Here is a 16,365-nt window from a genome sequence, read left to right on the forward strand (position 1 = left end):
TTCCTTCCCGGAGATCGGATGCCGAGCGCTCAGGAGAGCGCCATCTGTGGACAGCTTTGCCGCAGTACACGTCAGCACGGCACGATCTCTGGATGACCTCCACCGCGTTTTCATGATCCGGGCCATTGTCTTCATGGCAGAGCAGGAATGTCCCTTCGATGAAGAATATGACGGGAATGATCTCGCCTGCCTTCATCTGATCGCCCGGATTGACGGAGAGCCTGTTGGCACGCTTCGGCTGCGCTGGTTTGCGGGGTTCGGTAAGATTGAACGCGTCTGCATTCTTCCACGCGCACGCGGGCATCGGCTCGACCGGATACTGCTTGCTCATGCGCTCGAAATTGCGGCCCGCAAGGGATACCGGCTGATGATCGGACAAATTCAAGCCAGGCTATGGCCGCTCTGGTCGCGCGTCCTCCATTGCCATCTACAGGAAGACCGCGCGAAATTTTCGTTCTCGGATTTTGAGTATCTTGAGATCCACATTCCCGTCCCTCGCCATCCGGACGCGTTAAGCCCAACAAGCGATCCGTATGTTCTGATCAGGCCTGAAGGCGACTGGGACCGCAGAGGTATTCTGGAAGCATCAACCGACAGAACCGTGGCTGACAAGCCGGGCAGGGCGGCCTAATCCGCTTTTGGACGGGTCGGACTTGAAATCGAAAAATATAGAGCGCGGCGAACGTCCACTTGGCCATGATCGGACCAACGGCCAAGGGTTTTGCTCGGCTCGACCTCATAGTCGTTCCGGAAGCTAGCGCCGCATTTCGAAAAATTGAGTGGTGCCAGGAGAGGACTCGCATCGATCTGATAATCGATTGATTTATCTGTATATTATTTATTTGTCAAAGCACTATACCAACAAATATACCAACAATCTCTGCCTTTGCTCTAAGCGGGGTAATCTTTTGCGACGCCACCTTTCGCATATAGAGACGTCGGCGTTTCGGCAGTCTCGATTGCTTTTCTTACCGTAGGATCTTGCAGATCCAGCACTCTTAGCACTCCGTCACTCGTTGCCGCTATTGCGTCAATCCTTCGGAAGTGGCCACCATGAAGCTCTGCATACCGTGCCAAGCCCCTTAGCTTTGGAAGCGCATCGCTGAACTGCGTGCCGTGAGGGTCCACGATGTCGGCAACAATTGTGCCATCCCCTAACTCTGAGAAGCAAATCAAGTCCGGCCGAACGATCCGCAGCTCGTCCATTTCGTAAGTTATACCCAGCGAGTCTTGGCTTGCTCGTGGTGGATTTCGATACCAAGCAACGAAGTCGTCTTGGCTCATCTCTCGGTTCAGAACTCGTGTCTCCCAATCGTTTAGCTCATCAGGGAAAAGTCCCTCTTTATTGCAAAGCAAGTGCCGGGCAAATGTGGGCAAATCGGCTATTCTCCCATCCGGCATCTTCATCTTTGTCGGTTGCAGCCAGACGTCTGGCCGCACGAGATCTACGTTTTGCGGGTCGGAACTCATTTCGCGAATCTCGCGATAAGTGTCTTGGCGCTGATCACTCAGGCTTTTGATCGCGCCGCCATGTTCTGAGAACCATTCTTTCGTAAGGGCGTCGGCAGCGGCATCCAGCTTGTCACGAACGGTTGGGACCAGCCCGATCGCTGCCACATCGGTATGTGCCTCTACCAGTGCTTCCTCAATATCCTCTGCTTCTTCATTCTTGTCGGCGAGGTATTCGCTATAGGTCCGCGCCACATCAGGCGTAATCAGCCGTGCGGCGCGCCTATAGGCATCCTCGATAACCGCAAGGTCAGCGTCCTCTACAAAACTCTCGAAACTCTGCTCTCTCGTGTTCACGTCGGCGACAAGCCTTAACCCCTCCACCCTCAGAACAGCTTCGCGTGCAGCTTTGATTTCGTCCGCTTGGCTTACGGCAAAGTCATCCAGCACCTTGTGCAGATGTGCGTGCGCCCGTTTACCAGCCCCGTCCAAAAGGTCGTCAGCAGCCAACTCGTGCGCCAAGGCCGTCAGGCGCTTAATCGGACGGGCCTGGCGCTTAGGCAGGCTTTGAGATGGCAGTGAGACCAGCTTTTCCCAAACGGCTTCCGGAACGTCTGGATTTGGCGTCATTTCGCGCGGGTTAATCAACACCCGGCGCTCGAGGCTATCGCCGCCGGGTTCGCCGCCGTGCATCAGCACATCCACCACGTTCTCGACGGTCTTGCGATTGAAATGAGGCAGAAGGCAATCGACGGCGTTCAGCATCTCATTGCCAGGGATGCGGCGGGCCAAAGGCGTCCGGACCATCCGCCCCAAAAGTTGCGTAATGTGCGTATTGTCCTGTGCCGCCCGAAGCGAAACCATCACTTCCGCGCGTGGGCAATCCCAGCCGGTACTAATGGCATCCTTCGCAACGAGAATACGCACCCACTTCGACTCTTGAACGCGCTCCGGTGCGATGTAAGGCGCTTCGTAGGAGCCGAATTTTTCGGCACGGTGCTCACCAAAAACATTGGCAATGCAATCACTGTCCAATTCTGGCCACGTCTCAAATATGGTCTGCAGCCACATTCCGATTTCATTATGATCCGGCGAATTGGGAACCTGCAGCACCAGAAGCGGGATGACCTGATCCGCATCGTTTTCTTTCTGATGATAGTCCAGCCAGCGCGTGGAGATATTGCGGAACTTTTCACCAGCGCGCCGCAAAAGCACGGTCTCAAAATCTCCCGTCTCATCGGGCACGTCCATGTTAATGGTGTCTTTGAGCAAGCCGGACGCCTGCACCTTCTTTGAATCGACGACAACATCGGGAAACTTGGTATGGCCCGCCATGTCCTCTATCGCTTCGTTAAAGCGTTGGACTGTCGCGGAAATTCCCCAAACAACTGGAATGCCTGGCACGCGACCTTGGCCGTTGATCAACCGGGTTACAATCGTCTGGCGGCCTTTGGCTGTCCCGCTAACGCCACGGTGCGCTTCATCCAGCATCAGGTAAAGCGTCAGGTCCGGATCCTCGATCGTATTCTGTATCGTATCCCAGATCGTGTGCGCACGCAGATCCGGCATGACGCGCTGCCCGCCTACCTCCACAACGCTATCATCATCGTCGTGACCGCGCACCAGCAGACTGGTTTTCGATAGCTTTTGGGTATTTAGAAAATAGATTTTGCCCGCTTCGAACGTCTCTCGGCCAAAGCTGCTTTCGACCGTCTCAAGATTGCTAGTAGTCAGCTTGTCGGACGCCTCCATCAAGCGGTATTTCGATTGCTCGTTCAGGGACGGGTCATCACTGAACCAGATGACAACAGCGCCAGCATCTGCCTCAAACTCAAACTCATCGCTGCCATAGAACAGCGCTTCGAATACGGCGGCTGCCATGACCGTCTTGCCAGCGCCCGTCGTTGCGGTCAGCGAGAAGGCATGCTTGTCGCCGTCCTCGTGCCAGCGTTTGCGCGCCTTTTTGAGGTTATCCAGAACGTCTCTAACGGCGTCATCCTGATAGTCTTTGAGCGTAAACTTCATCGTCTATCGTCCCATAGAGAAGCGGAAATTTGTAAGGTAGGATTCGTAAAGCCGCACAGGCTCCACGCCGTCAGGCAGACGCTGCGCAATTGACTGAAAACGCCTTTCATCATCCGTCACGATATAGGCGATGCGGATCGCCTTTGCTGCCTCGATAGCGGCGCAATAGGCTGCCGCCTGATCGAGATCGGTCAGCAGGCCATATGTGTCGGCTACATCCCATCCAGCTTCTGGCAAATTCTCGACGCGTCGCCCTTCGCTACCCGCCCGCATCCAGAGGAGCGGCGCAATGCGGGCGAAAGCCTTGTTATGGCTGACAGAGACCGGCGTTTCATAGGTCAGCGTGAAGAACTCGGCATTCTCTTCGAAGCCGTCCGCCATCGGAAATTCGTCAGTAAACTTGTAATCGCCATTGATCGGCTCGCCGTCCGGTGTCTTGCCGGTGATCGCCGCAGCAATGCGCGGCTTGGTGATGTGGTCGCAAATGCCCCATTTCTCCCAATCCGGGTCGCCGGGGCGAAGGCCCGCTTCGCGCAACACCTTCTGTTCGTCGGCGGCAACTTCATTATTTGTGACCGAAATACATTGGCGCCGTCCGCCATCTTGTCGGTTCAGCCGCATCACGGCATGGGCGGTAGTCCCGGAGCCCGCAAAGAAATCGACCACGGTGGCGTTTGGTTTGGCTGAAACAAAAAAACGCAGTGCATCTTCAACTGCGAATAGTGACTTGGGGAAAGGAAAAACCCGGTTGGGTAGCAATCGCTTCAGTAGAAGGCTTCCATGGGATTGAGCGTTATGAGAATCTCTCAGCCAAACACTTTTTGGCATCAGCGTCTTGCTGCCCGGGCGAAAATATCCTTCAATTCCCCCGAATGAATCGCGTCCGGTTACCTCGACTTGCCCAGATGCTATGGCTTGAACTGTGCCAGCGTTTAGAAACTGAACCAGTCCGCGGTCATTGACGCGTGCATATCCATTTTCTGCTAAATATCTCAGACGCTCGGGGACTACGCCCCACAGTCTTTCTTCCCCAGCTGGATTCAAAGGAAATACTGCATGAGTGCCCACAGGGGCTTCAACGTCTTCAATGTTCACATCGTTAGGAAGCGAATCTCCAACAGAGTGAATAAGACCGCTCAAGTCGTCTACAAAAATAGGATAAAATTGATTTGGGCGAGCGCCACGAACACTTTCTCTCTCTCGTCGCCTAAGGTTTCTCCATTCAATCGGCACGACCACTTCACGCTCATTTCGGTCGAACATGTTGTCCGCATTTGCAAGCAACTCGTATCCTTCAAACATGACAAATAGAATGTATTCATGCGTCCGAGAGAACTCGTTGACGCGACCTGTTCCTTGAGGGTTGATTATTATCGATACCGTCTGGATAGTTGCATCCGGATATATTTGCTCAAGTAGCAGTGCAAGGCGGTGGATTTCTTTCTCGTCGACCGTTACCATCAGTACGCCTGACGGAGCTATTAGCTCTCTTGCGATTACTAGCCGCCGCTCCATGAAGGCGAGCCATTTGGAATGGCGGTAGAGATCGTCGGCTTCGACATAATCATTATTGTATTTCCAGTCCTTTGCCCCGGTATTGTAGGGCGGATCTATGTAGATCGCGTCGATCTTGCCGCGATGTGTGTAAGTCAGCGCTTCCAGCGCGTGAAAATTTTCACCATTGATTACGCAATGAAACGGCTTGTCTCCGCCACGCTCAACCTTGCCAGTGCCAATCAGCCCCGGATAGATATAATCGCGAAATTCCGCGACGACGCATAGATCGGCCGCATCGACAGTCAGCGTTTCGTCTTCCTGCCCCTCAAGCAACGACAGATGGGCCAGGCGCACGCAATCGGTGCGCTGGATGCGGTTGACCTTCCACAAACGCTGATCGCCCTTGGACGTGTCTCCACGCTTCGGCAGCACGCGCACCTTGTCGCCGCGCCTGATCGGACGCCCCGGCAACTCAACGCTTTCCGGCCGGTGACGCTCAAAGTTCAGCCCGAATGACCGGCGCGATGCGAGCGTTTTGAACTCGCGCTCCAGCTCACGCCCCAGCGCTTCATTCTGTTTTTTGGTCTCTGCAATCAGATCAGTGAGGCGTGACATTATCGCCTCCCATCGTCAGCCGCGCTTGCAGCGCCCAAGTGTTCACACAATCGGTCATAGTCGATTCCATCCCTGAGGACGCATCGAATGCCATTCAGCCTTCCGCATCAAGCCCGAAACTTTGGGTTAGCTGTTTGTCTTGCGCGTGCGCGCGAGACAACTGGGTTAGCGTTTTCGCTTGGGATAGGCGCCGATGGCGCATCAAGACGCTCCCAACATTCTTGCCCCCTCCAAATCTTGAACTGAGGAAACGCGCAGAAAGCATAGGACGCCGGTTGCCGTGCGTTCCCCTCTGAAGTTTGCCATACCCCCGCCCCCTTACTTGCGGCCAAGCCTGCGAACGTCATGCATCAGCAGCGCGTCAATCCGCATCTGCGCCGCCCAGTCCGCTTTTCTCAGCCGGTTATAAGTCTTCCAGTGCATGCCCTTTGGCCGGTCGGGGAATGGGTAGGCAAGGCCCATCTCCCCCTTCAACTTCCGGCGCACACGCATGGCCCGCGTGACGCCGGGCGCATAGATGCGCTCATACTGGCTTTCATAGGTGAGGCGGCAGCATTGCCGACAGCGGAAATAAGTGCCGCCAAAAAGCACCCTGCATCGCCGTCCGCAGCCTCTGCACTCGATCCACCAGCGCTGTCCGCCAAGGGGCTGTTCAGTGGGTGTCATGACGAAGCATTCCGTAATGTCCTGGCGCTCGCCTTCGCGCGTGACGGTGTAGTGCAGCTCCAGCCGGTTTGGTGACAGGCGATAGCCGATGCTGCCGGTTTTATGATCGCCGCGTGACCAGGTGAGCGTGCCGGTGCGGCGATGCTGAAACCATTCGCGGGGGAAGTCAGTCAGATCCCGCCTGTGAAACTGGTCGCTTCGTCCTGCCCCGCGCGCGTGCCGTCCTGATCCGTAACCGCCCATGTTTCAGCCTCGTATTTTCGCAATCATGTGGAAGGTGGAGACTGTCGGTCTTTGCCGGATACCCCGCCCGCCTTGCCCCGCTCGTATGAGCGGCGGGGCGGCGTTGGGCTAATCACTGCGCCGAAGCGGTCCGGTGTCTTCCGATGCAAGGCTATATGGGTGGAAGCCGTATTCTGGCGTGTGACAAAAACTGGCGCAGGTTTCGATAAACATTCAGGTTTTTTCAGGTTTTGCGGCATGGCAAAATCATTTCAGACGCATCAGATTTGCAGCGCTCATGCTGCAGATTTGCGGCGTTCATTTTTCTGGCGTCTCTGCCACAGCGTGATTGGCCACATTGGGTCTCCAGCTGCCGTCTCGGTGTCATAGTGGGTAAGCGAAACGATCCGCTCGCGCCCGACGGCTTTGCCACGGTTGCGGCCGGTCTGCTCGACCCGCAGAAAGCCGCGCTCGATCAGGTCGTCTATTGCCTTCTTAGCCGTTCTGGGCGGACAGCAGCTCATGGCTGAGACACGCCTTTCGCCGACAGGGAAAATATTTGGTTTGTCGGGACGGTAAGACGTCATGAGCATCACGATGATCTTGAAGGCAGGCGACGTCAGCTCCATCCAGGCCGGATGGTGCATCCAATGGTCAAAGATACGCGCATGCGGCATGTCTCGCCGTTTCAACGGAAAGACGGCTTTAGACTCTTCTCTCGCCATTTTCTTAGCCCCTCTACGCCGCGCCGTTTTCGATCAGCGCGCGGATATCCTCGACGCGCCAGACGGTCACACGCTCGCCCAGCTTCTTTGGCTTGGGAAAGCGGCCATCTTTCACGCCCGCCCACCAGGTCGATTTGCTGACGGGGATCGGGCCGTCGGGCGCGAGAATGGACTTCAGGCGAAGAAAGCCCGTTTCGGGAAAATCAGATTGGTCGTGCATGGTTTCACCTCGTTCGTTTGAAGGTGAAACAGACTTATCCGGTACGTCTGAGGGGTTGGACGATTTCGGTTTCGATCAAACCGTTTTCGGTAATCGGTTTCAATCAAACGGTCCGAGCCAATGCTCTTCGCCTGCTTGTTCAAGATGGCTTCGTACAGCATCATCGCTGATAGTTAGCTCGATCTTGGCGGCAGCGTCCTGAATGCTGCGAGGCGCCGTGTTCCGCGTTTTATCAGGATCATAACGATATTTGTCCACAGCCATAATCAAGATGATTTTGCGAAGTGTAGAGATAACTCTCGTCTGCGAAGACTGATTGGCAATGTCTTTTGGAGAGGAAGCCACGGCTTCTAACGCCGCAAGTCTGCTCACAACCCCATTGTAGTGTGCGCTTTCCGCCGGGACTTCTGAGAGATTGTCAAACGTCGGAAGGTTGGCGGCGACCTCCAACAACTTAGGCGGAAAGGGTTCATCCAAGGCCTGCAGCCAATTGAGTGCAATTATCGGCTTAATCTGGCGCAACAAGTACCCCATTTCTTGAGCGCGTTGAGCTTGGTCTATTCTGTCCAAAATCTTTTGCATTGTCGCACGATCGGATTGTTGCTGCTGATCGGTAGCTTTGAATATTGGCGCGGGCTCAAATCCTAACGTCACACACGCCAGTTCTTCACAAGTCCAGAACGGCATCTTTGCCCACCGGACCAGATCGGCCGGGCGGTAGCAATTCTCCGAAACGCCGCCTTCAATATCAGTTTCTTGAGCCGTCTGTCGCCCAATCGAGCCCATAGCCATATCTTGTGCAGCCCTTTCGTCTGACCACAATCTATAGTGTCCGTTACGCTTGATTTGTGACAGTTTTATTACACAATTTGTGAATGTAGGTCGTTTTCCACATTTCCGTTAGATAGCTGTTAGACAGCCTGCAATATCAGCCGCCCACCAGTCCGCCATCTTAACGCGTTCATCCCAATACCGCGCGCGATGGTAGGCCCGGCGGACTTCATCACTGCCGACATGGCCAAGCTCTGCCTCGATCGCGTCTGCGTTCCAAAGGCCGCTTTCATTCAGCAGACTTGAGGCCGTGGCGCGGAAGCCGTGGGAGGTGTGCTGATCCTTGTCGAAACCCATGCGGCGCAAGGCTTGATTGAGCGTGTTCTCACTGATCGGCCTGTCTCGGGCGATGGCCGACGGAAAGGCGCGATAGTTGCTGCCGGTTTCAGCTTTCAGCGCCTGCAGGATCTCGACGGCGAGCGGTGGAAGTGGCTTTACATGCTCGCGCCGCATCTTGGTGCGCTCTGCCGGAATGGTCCAGATTGCTTTCTCCAGGTCAAACTCTTCCCAGAGCGCGAGGCGCAACTCGCCGGGGCGTGTGTAGAGGAGCGCCATCAGCTTTAGCGCGGCGCGTGTGGAGGGAGAGCCGCCATCATAGGCCCAGATCGCTTTCAGCAGCGCTCCAAAGCCGTCCCAGTCGGTAATCGCCGCCATATGCGAGACCTTCGGCGTAATGAGCGCGCCTCTCAGACCGAATGTCGGATCATTATCAGCGCGCGCCGTCGCAATCGCAAACCGGAATACTTGCCCGATCGTGGAGCGCAGGCGTCTGGCGCTTTCGTAATTGCCTTTGGCCTGCACTTTCTGAAGCGGCTTCAAAATGTCAGCCGCCGTGATCGCTCTAATCGGCCTGTCTCCGAAGGCAGCATTCGCCATATCCAGAAGCCATTGCTTCTTGGACAGCGTGACCTCTGCCTTGCCTTCCTTGCGCAGCTTTTCGATCAGTTCGGCGGCGATTTTTGCGAAGGTATGTTCTGTAAGCGCCTCTTGTGCGGCCTTCTCCGCCTTCGCATGCTCGTTAGGATCAATACCTTGGGCCAGAAGTACTTTAGCTTCTGCTCGCAGCTCGCGCGCACGCGCCAGACTGACGGCGGGGTACGCCCCAAAAGCCAGCAGCTTCTGTTTACCGTCGAAACGGTACGCCATCCGCCATAGCTTCGAGCCAGACGGCGCCACCTGGATAAACAGTCCATGGCCATCGGCGAGCTTCACCGTTTTTCCGTCTGAAGAAAGAGAACGCAACTTTGTGTCAGTTAGCGGCATCTGTTGGTATCAACATCATGAGGCGCCACTAAATCGTGGCCGATACCAACGGATATACCAACAAATGCTCAGGATACCAACACACCCCAGCGGACACCGCCGGACCACAAGAGCGAGATAAGCTCTGTTTTTCTTATGATTTACAACGAATTACGGAGGTTGTCGCACTGTCTCGGAGAACAAGATGGTGCCCAGGAGAGGACTCGAACCTCCACGTCGTGAGACACACGGACCTGAACCGTGCGCGTCTACCAATTCCGCCACCTGGGCAATCCGGCCTCGGAAGGCGGGTTGATACGTTGGACGCTTCATCAGGTCAACGGCGAAGTCCAGCGAAAACAGTGCAAGTCGACACGAATTGCAGAGTTATCCGATCGAATTACGTTTTTCCGTCGACCTGTAGGCTGGCGAGATAGATGCGGTGCCATTTGAAACGGCGCTGTTCCGTTCAGGCGTAATAGGCAGTCGGGGCGGCAGATATTGAAATGGTTGTAGAATGAAGCTGAGTTGAAGCGAACTTCTATGAGTTCAACATCAGCCCGCACCTCGGCATTGGCCGACGCTAGTGCAACGTCCCTGCTCACCCACTTTAATAAGTGCTGGGTTGCAGTTCGACGACAACTGTTCACCCCGCCAGTGTGATAAAAAAGCTTTCGGCATCTCCGGAAGATGTCACCCTAAACGGCCCAAACCAGCCCGACTTAGTAGAGATGTGCGGCAAGGGCTTAAGCATCGCAATCTTTGCGCCTGTCGAAGTCATTCTGAAAGCACAGAGAGCGTTTCGCCCGGCCGCGGCTAGCCGAGACCTTTTCTCAAACGTGCGACAGTGTGAGCGCTGACCAGAAGGCAGAACGCCAGGGCGACGAGGCCGATTGTTGTGTAGCTCACTTGCTGAAAAAGCCCCGACGATCCGGGCACGATACCAACAAGTGCCGGCCCAACTCCCATCCCGGCAAAAGCCAGGACGGGCAAGAGCGAGGTCACGCGGTCTGTTGCGTCCGCCGCTGCGACGCTGCCCATGAGCAGGGGGAGCCCGCCGCCCCAGGCAAAAAGGAACAGACTGCTCGCGAGGTAGAACTGTATGAGTGTCATATCGGCTGCGAAGAGCAGCGCGCTCAGCGCAAGCGTCAGGCAAACGGCCAGGATTGGCGAGATACGGCCGAAGCGAGACGTGATGATCGCCGCCAGTAGCGATCCAGCGATCGCGGCGACATTGCCGAACGCCAATGCGTGACCTAGCGGTGCGTCATCAATTTCCGCCATTGATCCGAGGATACCGGAAAAGACCCAGAGCACACCGACGGCCGCCGAAAAGACAAAATAGGACGCAGCCCTCAGAAGAATGGACGCTTGAACAGGCGAACCGCTAGCCTCTGACGTCTTTAGAGCCTTCTCGGCAATCGGGCCGTATCTCATCGTCAGCCCGACCGGAATCAGAAGTGCCTGTGTGCTCGCAAGAAAGATCATAACCTCCAGCAAGGAGTATGCCTCTGCCAGAACCGGAATGACGAGTAACACCAGCACAGCGACACCTGCCTGCAAGGTGAGGATGAAGGCGAAGCCGCGGTCTGGATTGGCTGATGCGCCAACAATGGCCGCAGAAAGGGCGATCAGGACGCCTGCGCCAATTCCCGAAACGGCTTCAAGCAGGATGATGCCCGTGAATCCTGCCATAACGGCTACTGCGATCTGTGCGGCAACGGCGATCAGTGCTGAGACAATTACGGTTCGTCGCAACGGCAGATGATGCAGCCAAATCGTCACAATCAGTGAGCCAAGGGCTGTGCCAAGCAGGTTTGCCAGTCCGATAAGCCCGGAATCAGCCCCTTCGATCTGGAAAGCCGAGGCTATCAGTGTCGCCAATAATGGCATGGCAACCACCTGCGTGATGCCAAGCCCGCCCATCAGAATGGCGGCAACCAGCTCCATCTGGCCGGGTGGGGTTCGCTTTCCGGTTTCGGGGGGCATGACCATTACGCGGCATCCGCGGGAAGAAGGGGCCTGCCCAGAATATGATCGGCTGCCTTCTCCGCCAGCATCAGTGTTGGCGCGTTGATGTTGCCATTGGTTATGTTTGGAAACACCGAAGAATCGACCACTCTCAACCCTTCCACACCTATGACCCGACAGTCCTGATCAACAACAGCATCGGGGTCGTCGGCGCTACCCATCCGGCAGGTGCCACATGGATGATAGGCACTTTCGACCTCCTTGGCGACGAAGGCGTCGACATCCTCGTCGCTCTTGCAGTCTGCAGAGGGGGCAATTTCGCCGCCACTGAAAGCCTTGAGGGATGGCTGATCGAAGATCTCGCGCGTCAAGCGAACGCATTTGCGGAAGGCTTCCCAGTCTGCAGCGCTGGACATGTAGTTGAACTGGATTGACGGCGCGGCGATGGGATCGGCGGATTTCAGGCGAACGCGCCCACGTGCCGTCGTGCGACCGGGGCCAATATGCGCTTGAAAGCCGTGTGCCCGCACTGGTTGGCTGCCATCGTAGCGAATTGCTGCGGGCAGGAAATGATACTGGGCATCGGGATAATCGGCCGTATCATCCAGTCGGACGAAACCGGCCGTTTCGAAATGATTGCTGGCGCCGATCCCGGTCTTGGTGAGGAGCCACTGCAGACCGGCCAAGCCCTTGCTGAACGGGTTCATGTAACGGCGCAGCGTAATCGGCTCGGTGCAGCGCATCTGGAGATAAATCTCCAGGTGGTCCTGAAGGTTTTTTCCGACGCCGCGGCGTTCGCTAACCATGTCGATGCCAAGCGGTGACAGGTCCTCGGATGCGCCGATCCCGGATAGCATTAGCAGTTTCGCTGAGTTGAAAACCGAGGCGCTAAGGATGACTTCCTTTCGAGCACGCAAGAGGCGCCGCTTGCCGCGGTGCAGAATTTCGACGCCGGTTGCCCTGTTTCCTTTCCAGTGAATGCGGCAGGCCAGCCCGCGATAGAGCGTGAGGTTTTCCCGGCTGAGCGCTGGTTTCAGATAGGCGTTCGCGGCTGACCATCGGCGGCCTTTCCAGATGGTCTGATCCATCGGGCCAAAACCATCCTGTTGAAGGCCGTTGCAGTCCTGCGTTTTTGAAAAACCGGCTTCCTGCGCGGCTGTCATGAAGGCCTGATCTAGCGGGTGCTGCTGTTTCGGTACGGTTATGTGCAGGGGGCCGGACGTGCCGCGAATGGCCGGGTCAGCGCCTTCGACATTTTCGAGCCGACGGAAATAGGGGGCGACATCACGACCGCTCCAACCTTCTGCGCCCTTGTCTGCCCAGCCATCGAAATCCTTTGCGTTTCCTCGAATGTAAACGAGGCCGTTGATCGAGGAGGACCCACCCAGCACCTTCCCGCGCGGCGCGGCGAGCTGGCGCCCACCAAGATGAGGCTCCGGCTCGCTGCGATAGCCCCAGTCATAGCGTTTCATGTTCATCGGATAGGAGAGGGCGGCCGGCATCTGGATGAACGGGCCGATATCCGAGCCGCCATATTCCAGCAGAGCCACATCGTGCTCCCCGGATTCGGACAGGCGGTTTGCCAGAACGCAGCCAGCAGAGCCTGCGCCCACGACGACATAGTCGGCCGTGCCGATTTCTAGCGATCTGGCCATAGCTAATCGTCTAGCAGTGCGCGCGGGCTACCGACTTCGTACATATTGATCAGTCCGCTGCCGCGACTTGTGCCGTCATAGAGATCATAGCCGAGCAGGCTTTGAGCGCGGTGCGGCAGCGTGCGAACCGTATCGAGTGGAATGCCGAGCCAGCTATTTTCGACAGGCACCAGCCAGCCATGGCAATAAGAGACCGACAGGCCACGGCGAGGTACGCCGCTGACGTTCTGTCCACCGCCATGCAGCGTCTGCCCTGTAAATATGGCGGCGGAGCCTGGCGACATAACGGCCTGCGTAATTTCCTCGGTTTTCGGGTGGCGGTCGCTGTCCCATTTGTGGCTGCCGGGGACGACCACGGTCGCACCGTTCTCTGCTGTGTATTCACTGAGAGCGATCATGACGTTCACGACAAGTGGCGCAGCGCTCTGGGCGGCGCGCGGCCAGGAATCATCATCGCGATGTATTGGCTGGGCCGTTTCTCCGCCCCGAATTTCGATGAGTTCGGCGGAGCTTAGACGATAATCGGTACAATTGGGTTTGAGCTGACTGTCCATGACGGTCATGATCCGTGGATCGATCAAGACATCCGGAAAGCTCGCGGATTTTGCAGCAATGCCATGAAGGCGAACCGTGTAGCCGCCGAGAAAGTCATCATACATGCTCTTTTGTTCGCGGGGTTTACTGGCGTCGACGTAGGGCTGAAGCTCCTCATTGAGCGATTTCACGAGGTCGGGCGCCAGAAAGTTCTCCACGATGACAACCCCATCTGTTTCCAGCGCGGCATTGATATCCTCGCCAGAGCATGAACCTGGTAGCCTCTCAACAGTCGCACCCATCAGCTTCCTCCGAATGATCTTGTCTATCTTTCGGCACATTTTCAGAAAATGTGCAAAAAGTAAATGGTCGAGCAATTACTAATGTGATTTTCTGCTGCCTGGGTCAGTTCTGGACGTGCAGGCTTCCCTTTGTGGGGATGAAAACCTATGCGACAGATTGAGTGAAATTGAATTAGACCGGAGCCATGCAGACAGCGCCTCGCCAACGACGCCATCGCGATCAAAGCCAGAGACATCTGGTCGATGCGACAATTGCGGCGATCTACAAGCATGGGTTCCATGACGCCACGACGCAGAGAATAGCCGAAGAGGCGAAACTGTCCGCAGGCAACATCCACTACCATTTCGGCTCGAAGGAAGAGCTGTTTGCCGCGGCCATGCGTCAGCTGATGTCCGATATCAGTGACACACTCGTCTATCAGCTGGGCAAGGCTGACACGCCCTTGGCGCGGGCTCATGCAATCATTCGGGCCAACCTGTCTGAACCACTTTATACTCATCGCAACTGTTTCGTCTGGCTTCAGTTCTGGTCCGAGACGGCGAGGTCTGAAGAGTTGGCCCGGCTTGAGCGCATCAACGCCTTGCGCTTTCGCCGTAACCTTCTTGATGCCCTGGTTAAGCTTCTTCCGCGTGAGGAGGCTGAGCGCATCGTTCAGGAGCTGGTCGCGATGGTAGATGGGCTCTGGCTTCGCAAGGCTCAGAAGGATCAAGCCGTGACGCCCGACGCCGCGTGCGCCATGGTCTTTTCCTATCTTGAGCGCAGGCTCGACTCTGCGGCAGGGCAGGGGGGATAAGCCAGATGGGACGGGCAGAGAAAAAACTGTTGCGCAAGCAGAGCCTGATCGAGGCGACGGTTACCTGCGTCACCAAATATGGTTACGCGCAATCGACCATCCAGCGCATCGCCGCCGAGGCCGGCCTCACGGGTGGCACGATCTACCGTCATTTCAACGACAAGCGCGATCTCTTCGCGGCGACGATGCGCCACTTGTTGAAGCTTGTCCTGGCCGAGGAAGGCGAGGCCGTTGCAAGAGCTGATACAGATGCTGATCGGCTCAAGGCGGTCATCTCTTCAAAGTTTGCGCCCAGGCTTTTTAATTCAGCCTTCTGTTCCGTCTGGCTTCATTTCTGGGCCAATGCGCAGTCGGATCCTGCATTCGCGCGGATAGAGCGGCTCAGCGACCGGCTTTTGCACCGCAGTTTGAGCCGCTATGCCCGCCGTGTGATGGCGCCAGAGATTGCCGATGGCTTCGCCAATGAGGTGTCGCTCATCATTGACGGCCTCTGGATCGCGCACGCTCAGAACGCTGATGAACTGACGCCTCATGAGGCCAATGAAATCGCCCAAGGCTGCCTCACGGCAAGGCTTGGGCGATAGGGGCTCAGGCCTCCCAGTGTAGCGGCCAATCGCCCTCAAGGCGCAAGTCTTGGCCAACGGCATCCTCAATCAGTTTCGCGACGTGAAGTTCACCCGCGCCGCCGCCATAGGCTTCGGCGGCATCGGTGAAGCGGTCGCGCACGCGGGCGCCGATTGGAATCGGGACATTGCCTCTCTCTGCCAACGCTGCGCACAGGCGCAGATCCTTGAGGCAGAGGTCCAGGGTGAAGGACGGATCATAGTGGCCGGCGAAGATGGATGGCGCATCATGGCGGGCGACAAAGCTGTCGCCGACACTGTCCTTGATGGCGTCCCACAACACGTCAAGCGGGACACCGGCGCGCCGACCCAGCATCAAGCCTTCGCCAATGACGGCGGCATGCGTGAACCAGAGATAATTGGTAACCAGCTTCACCGCATTCCCTGTGCCAAGCTTCCCGCAGCGGATCACGCGGCCCATGCGCGACAGGATCGGTTCAACGGCATCCAGAGCGTCGTCCTCGCCGCCGGCAAACAGCGTCAGCTCACCACGCCGGGCGCCATCGACGGCTCCGGTGACGGGCGAGTCGACCGTTTTGACGCCAAGCTTTTCGGCCTGTTCGGCCAGTTCAATGACCAGGCCCGCATCATTTGTGGTGGTGTCCACCCAGATTGTGCCTTCGCCGAGCCCTTCAAAGACACCCGCTTCGCCGCGCATGACGGTGTCAACAATGTCGGGCTTGGGGAGGGAGGTGATCAGAAGGTCGACATCACGAGCGCACTCTGCCGGCGTTTCGGCCCAGCTCGCGCCAGCCTCGATATGCTGGGCAGCATGAGCCTTTTCAATATCGTGCACTTTCAGTTGCAGGCCTGAGCGCTGCAGCACCATCGCCATGTTGGCGCCCATATTTCCGAGACCGATAAATCCAACGCGCATACGTCTTTCCTCTGACTGACTGTCCGGCTGGCGCCCCTCCAGGAGGCGTCGAGCCGCTGCGAAACTATGAAACACACGCAATTGACAAAATGTAATTGACCGTGCAGTTATTTTTTA

The 16,365-nt window shown here is 56.7% G+C and carries 14 protein-coding genes and 1 tRNA gene; 3 read left to right on the top strand and 12 right to left on the bottom strand.

The window, feature by feature from the left end; all coding sequences use genetic code 11:
- Positions 1 to 46 precede the first annotated feature (46 nt).
- On the top strand, positions 47 to 631 hold the full coding sequence (locus tag B8783_RS05975; protein WP_233355687.1) for a GNAT family N-acetyltransferase: 585 nt from the start codon (positions 47 to 49) through the stop codon (positions 629 to 631).
- Between the two features lie 260 nt (positions 632 to 891).
- Here B8783_RS05975 and B8783_RS05980 read toward each other — a convergent pair whose 3' ends face one another.
- From B8783_RS05980 to B8783_RS06030, 11 genes are all read right to left on the bottom strand, one after another.
- Positions 892 to 3,474, bottom strand: coding sequence for a DEAD/DEAH box helicase (locus B8783_RS05980; RefSeq protein WP_084419097.1), 2,583 nt, complete (start codon positions 3,472 to 3,474; stop codon positions 892 to 894).
- 3 nt (positions 3,475 to 3,477) lie between these two features.
- Complete coding sequence (locus B8783_RS05985; protein ID WP_084419099.1) at positions 3,478 to 5,586, bottom strand: site-specific DNA-methyltransferase; 2,109 nt, start codon at positions 5,584 to 5,586, stop codon at positions 3,478 to 3,480.
- Positions 5,587 to 5,904: 318 nt separating this feature from the next.
- Positions 5,905 to 6,495 carry a hypothetical protein gene (locus tag B8783_RS05990; protein WP_084419101.1) on the bottom strand — a complete coding sequence of 197 codons (591 nt, stop codon included), beginning with the start codon at positions 6,493 to 6,495 and terminating at the stop codon, positions 5,905 to 5,907.
- A gap of 275 nt (positions 6,496 to 6,770) precedes the next feature.
- Complete coding sequence (locus B8783_RS05995; RefSeq protein WP_139792260.1) at positions 6,771 to 7,199, bottom strand: hypothetical protein; 429 nt, start codon at positions 7,197 to 7,199, stop codon at positions 6,771 to 6,773.
- 13 nt (positions 7,200 to 7,212) lie between these two features.
- Complete coding sequence (locus B8783_RS06000; RefSeq protein WP_084419105.1) at positions 7,213 to 7,419, bottom strand: helix-turn-helix transcriptional regulator; 207 nt, start codon at positions 7,417 to 7,419, stop codon at positions 7,213 to 7,215.
- Between the two features lie 99 nt (positions 7,420 to 7,518).
- Positions 7,519 to 8,241 (bottom strand): hypothetical protein, encoded by a 723-nt coding sequence (locus B8783_RS06005; protein WP_139792261.1) that lies wholly within the window; start codon positions 8,239 to 8,241, stop codon positions 7,519 to 7,521.
- A gap of 78 nt (positions 8,242 to 8,319) precedes the next feature.
- Positions 8,320 to 9,513, bottom strand: a complete 1,194-nt coding sequence (locus B8783_RS06010) for a tyrosine-type recombinase/integrase (RefSeq protein WP_084419108.1) — start codon at positions 9,511 to 9,513, stop codon at positions 8,320 to 8,322.
- Between the two features lie 185 nt (positions 9,514 to 9,698).
- A tRNA-Leu gene (locus tag B8783_RS06015) sits at positions 9,699 to 9,783 on the bottom strand.
- Positions 9,784 to 10,308: 525 nt separating this feature from the next.
- Positions 10,309 to 11,487 (bottom strand): MFS transporter, encoded by a 1,179-nt coding sequence (locus B8783_RS06020; protein WP_139792262.1) that lies wholly within the window; start codon positions 11,485 to 11,487, stop codon positions 10,309 to 10,311.
- Complete coding sequence (gene betA / locus B8783_RS06025; protein ID WP_084419111.1) at positions 11,487 to 13,118, bottom strand: choline dehydrogenase; 1,632 nt, start codon at positions 13,116 to 13,118, stop codon at positions 11,487 to 11,489. The genes B8783_RS06020 and betA overlap by 1 nt, the downstream gene beginning before the upstream one ends.
- Before the next feature lie 2 nt (positions 13,119 to 13,120).
- On the bottom strand, positions 13,121 to 13,954 hold the full coding sequence (locus tag B8783_RS06030; RefSeq protein WP_169711711.1) for a phytanoyl-CoA dioxygenase family protein: 834 nt from the start codon (positions 13,952 to 13,954) through the stop codon (positions 13,121 to 13,123).
- A gap of 185 nt (positions 13,955 to 14,139) precedes the next feature.
- Here B8783_RS06030 and betI (B8783_RS06035) point away from each other — a divergent pair, with 185 nt between their 5' ends.
- Positions 14,140 to 14,748 carry a transcriptional regulator BetI gene (gene betI / locus B8783_RS06035; protein ID WP_084419115.1) on the top strand — a complete coding sequence of 203 codons (609 nt, stop codon included), beginning with the start codon at positions 14,140 to 14,142 and terminating at the stop codon, positions 14,746 to 14,748.
- A 5-nt stretch (positions 14,749 to 14,753) separates the two neighbouring features.
- Positions 14,754 to 15,332 carry a transcriptional regulator BetI gene (gene betI, locus B8783_RS06040; RefSeq protein WP_084419117.1) on the top strand — a complete coding sequence of 193 codons (579 nt, stop codon included), beginning with the start codon at positions 14,754 to 14,756 and terminating at the stop codon, positions 15,330 to 15,332.
- Between the two features lie 4 nt (positions 15,333 to 15,336).
- On the opposite strand, the gene B8783_RS06045 is transcribed toward betI (B8783_RS06040), so the two are convergent.
- Positions 15,337 to 16,248 carry an NAD(P)-dependent oxidoreductase gene (locus B8783_RS06045; RefSeq protein WP_084419119.1) on the bottom strand — a complete coding sequence of 304 codons (912 nt, stop codon included), beginning with the start codon at positions 16,246 to 16,248 and terminating at the stop codon, positions 15,337 to 15,339.
- Positions 16,249 to 16,365 lie beyond the last annotated feature (117 nt).

This window comes from Henriciella litoralis (assembly GCF_002088935.1).
Taxonomy (GTDB): Bacteria; Pseudomonadota; Alphaproteobacteria; order Caulobacterales; family Hyphomonadaceae; genus Henriciella; species Henriciella litoralis.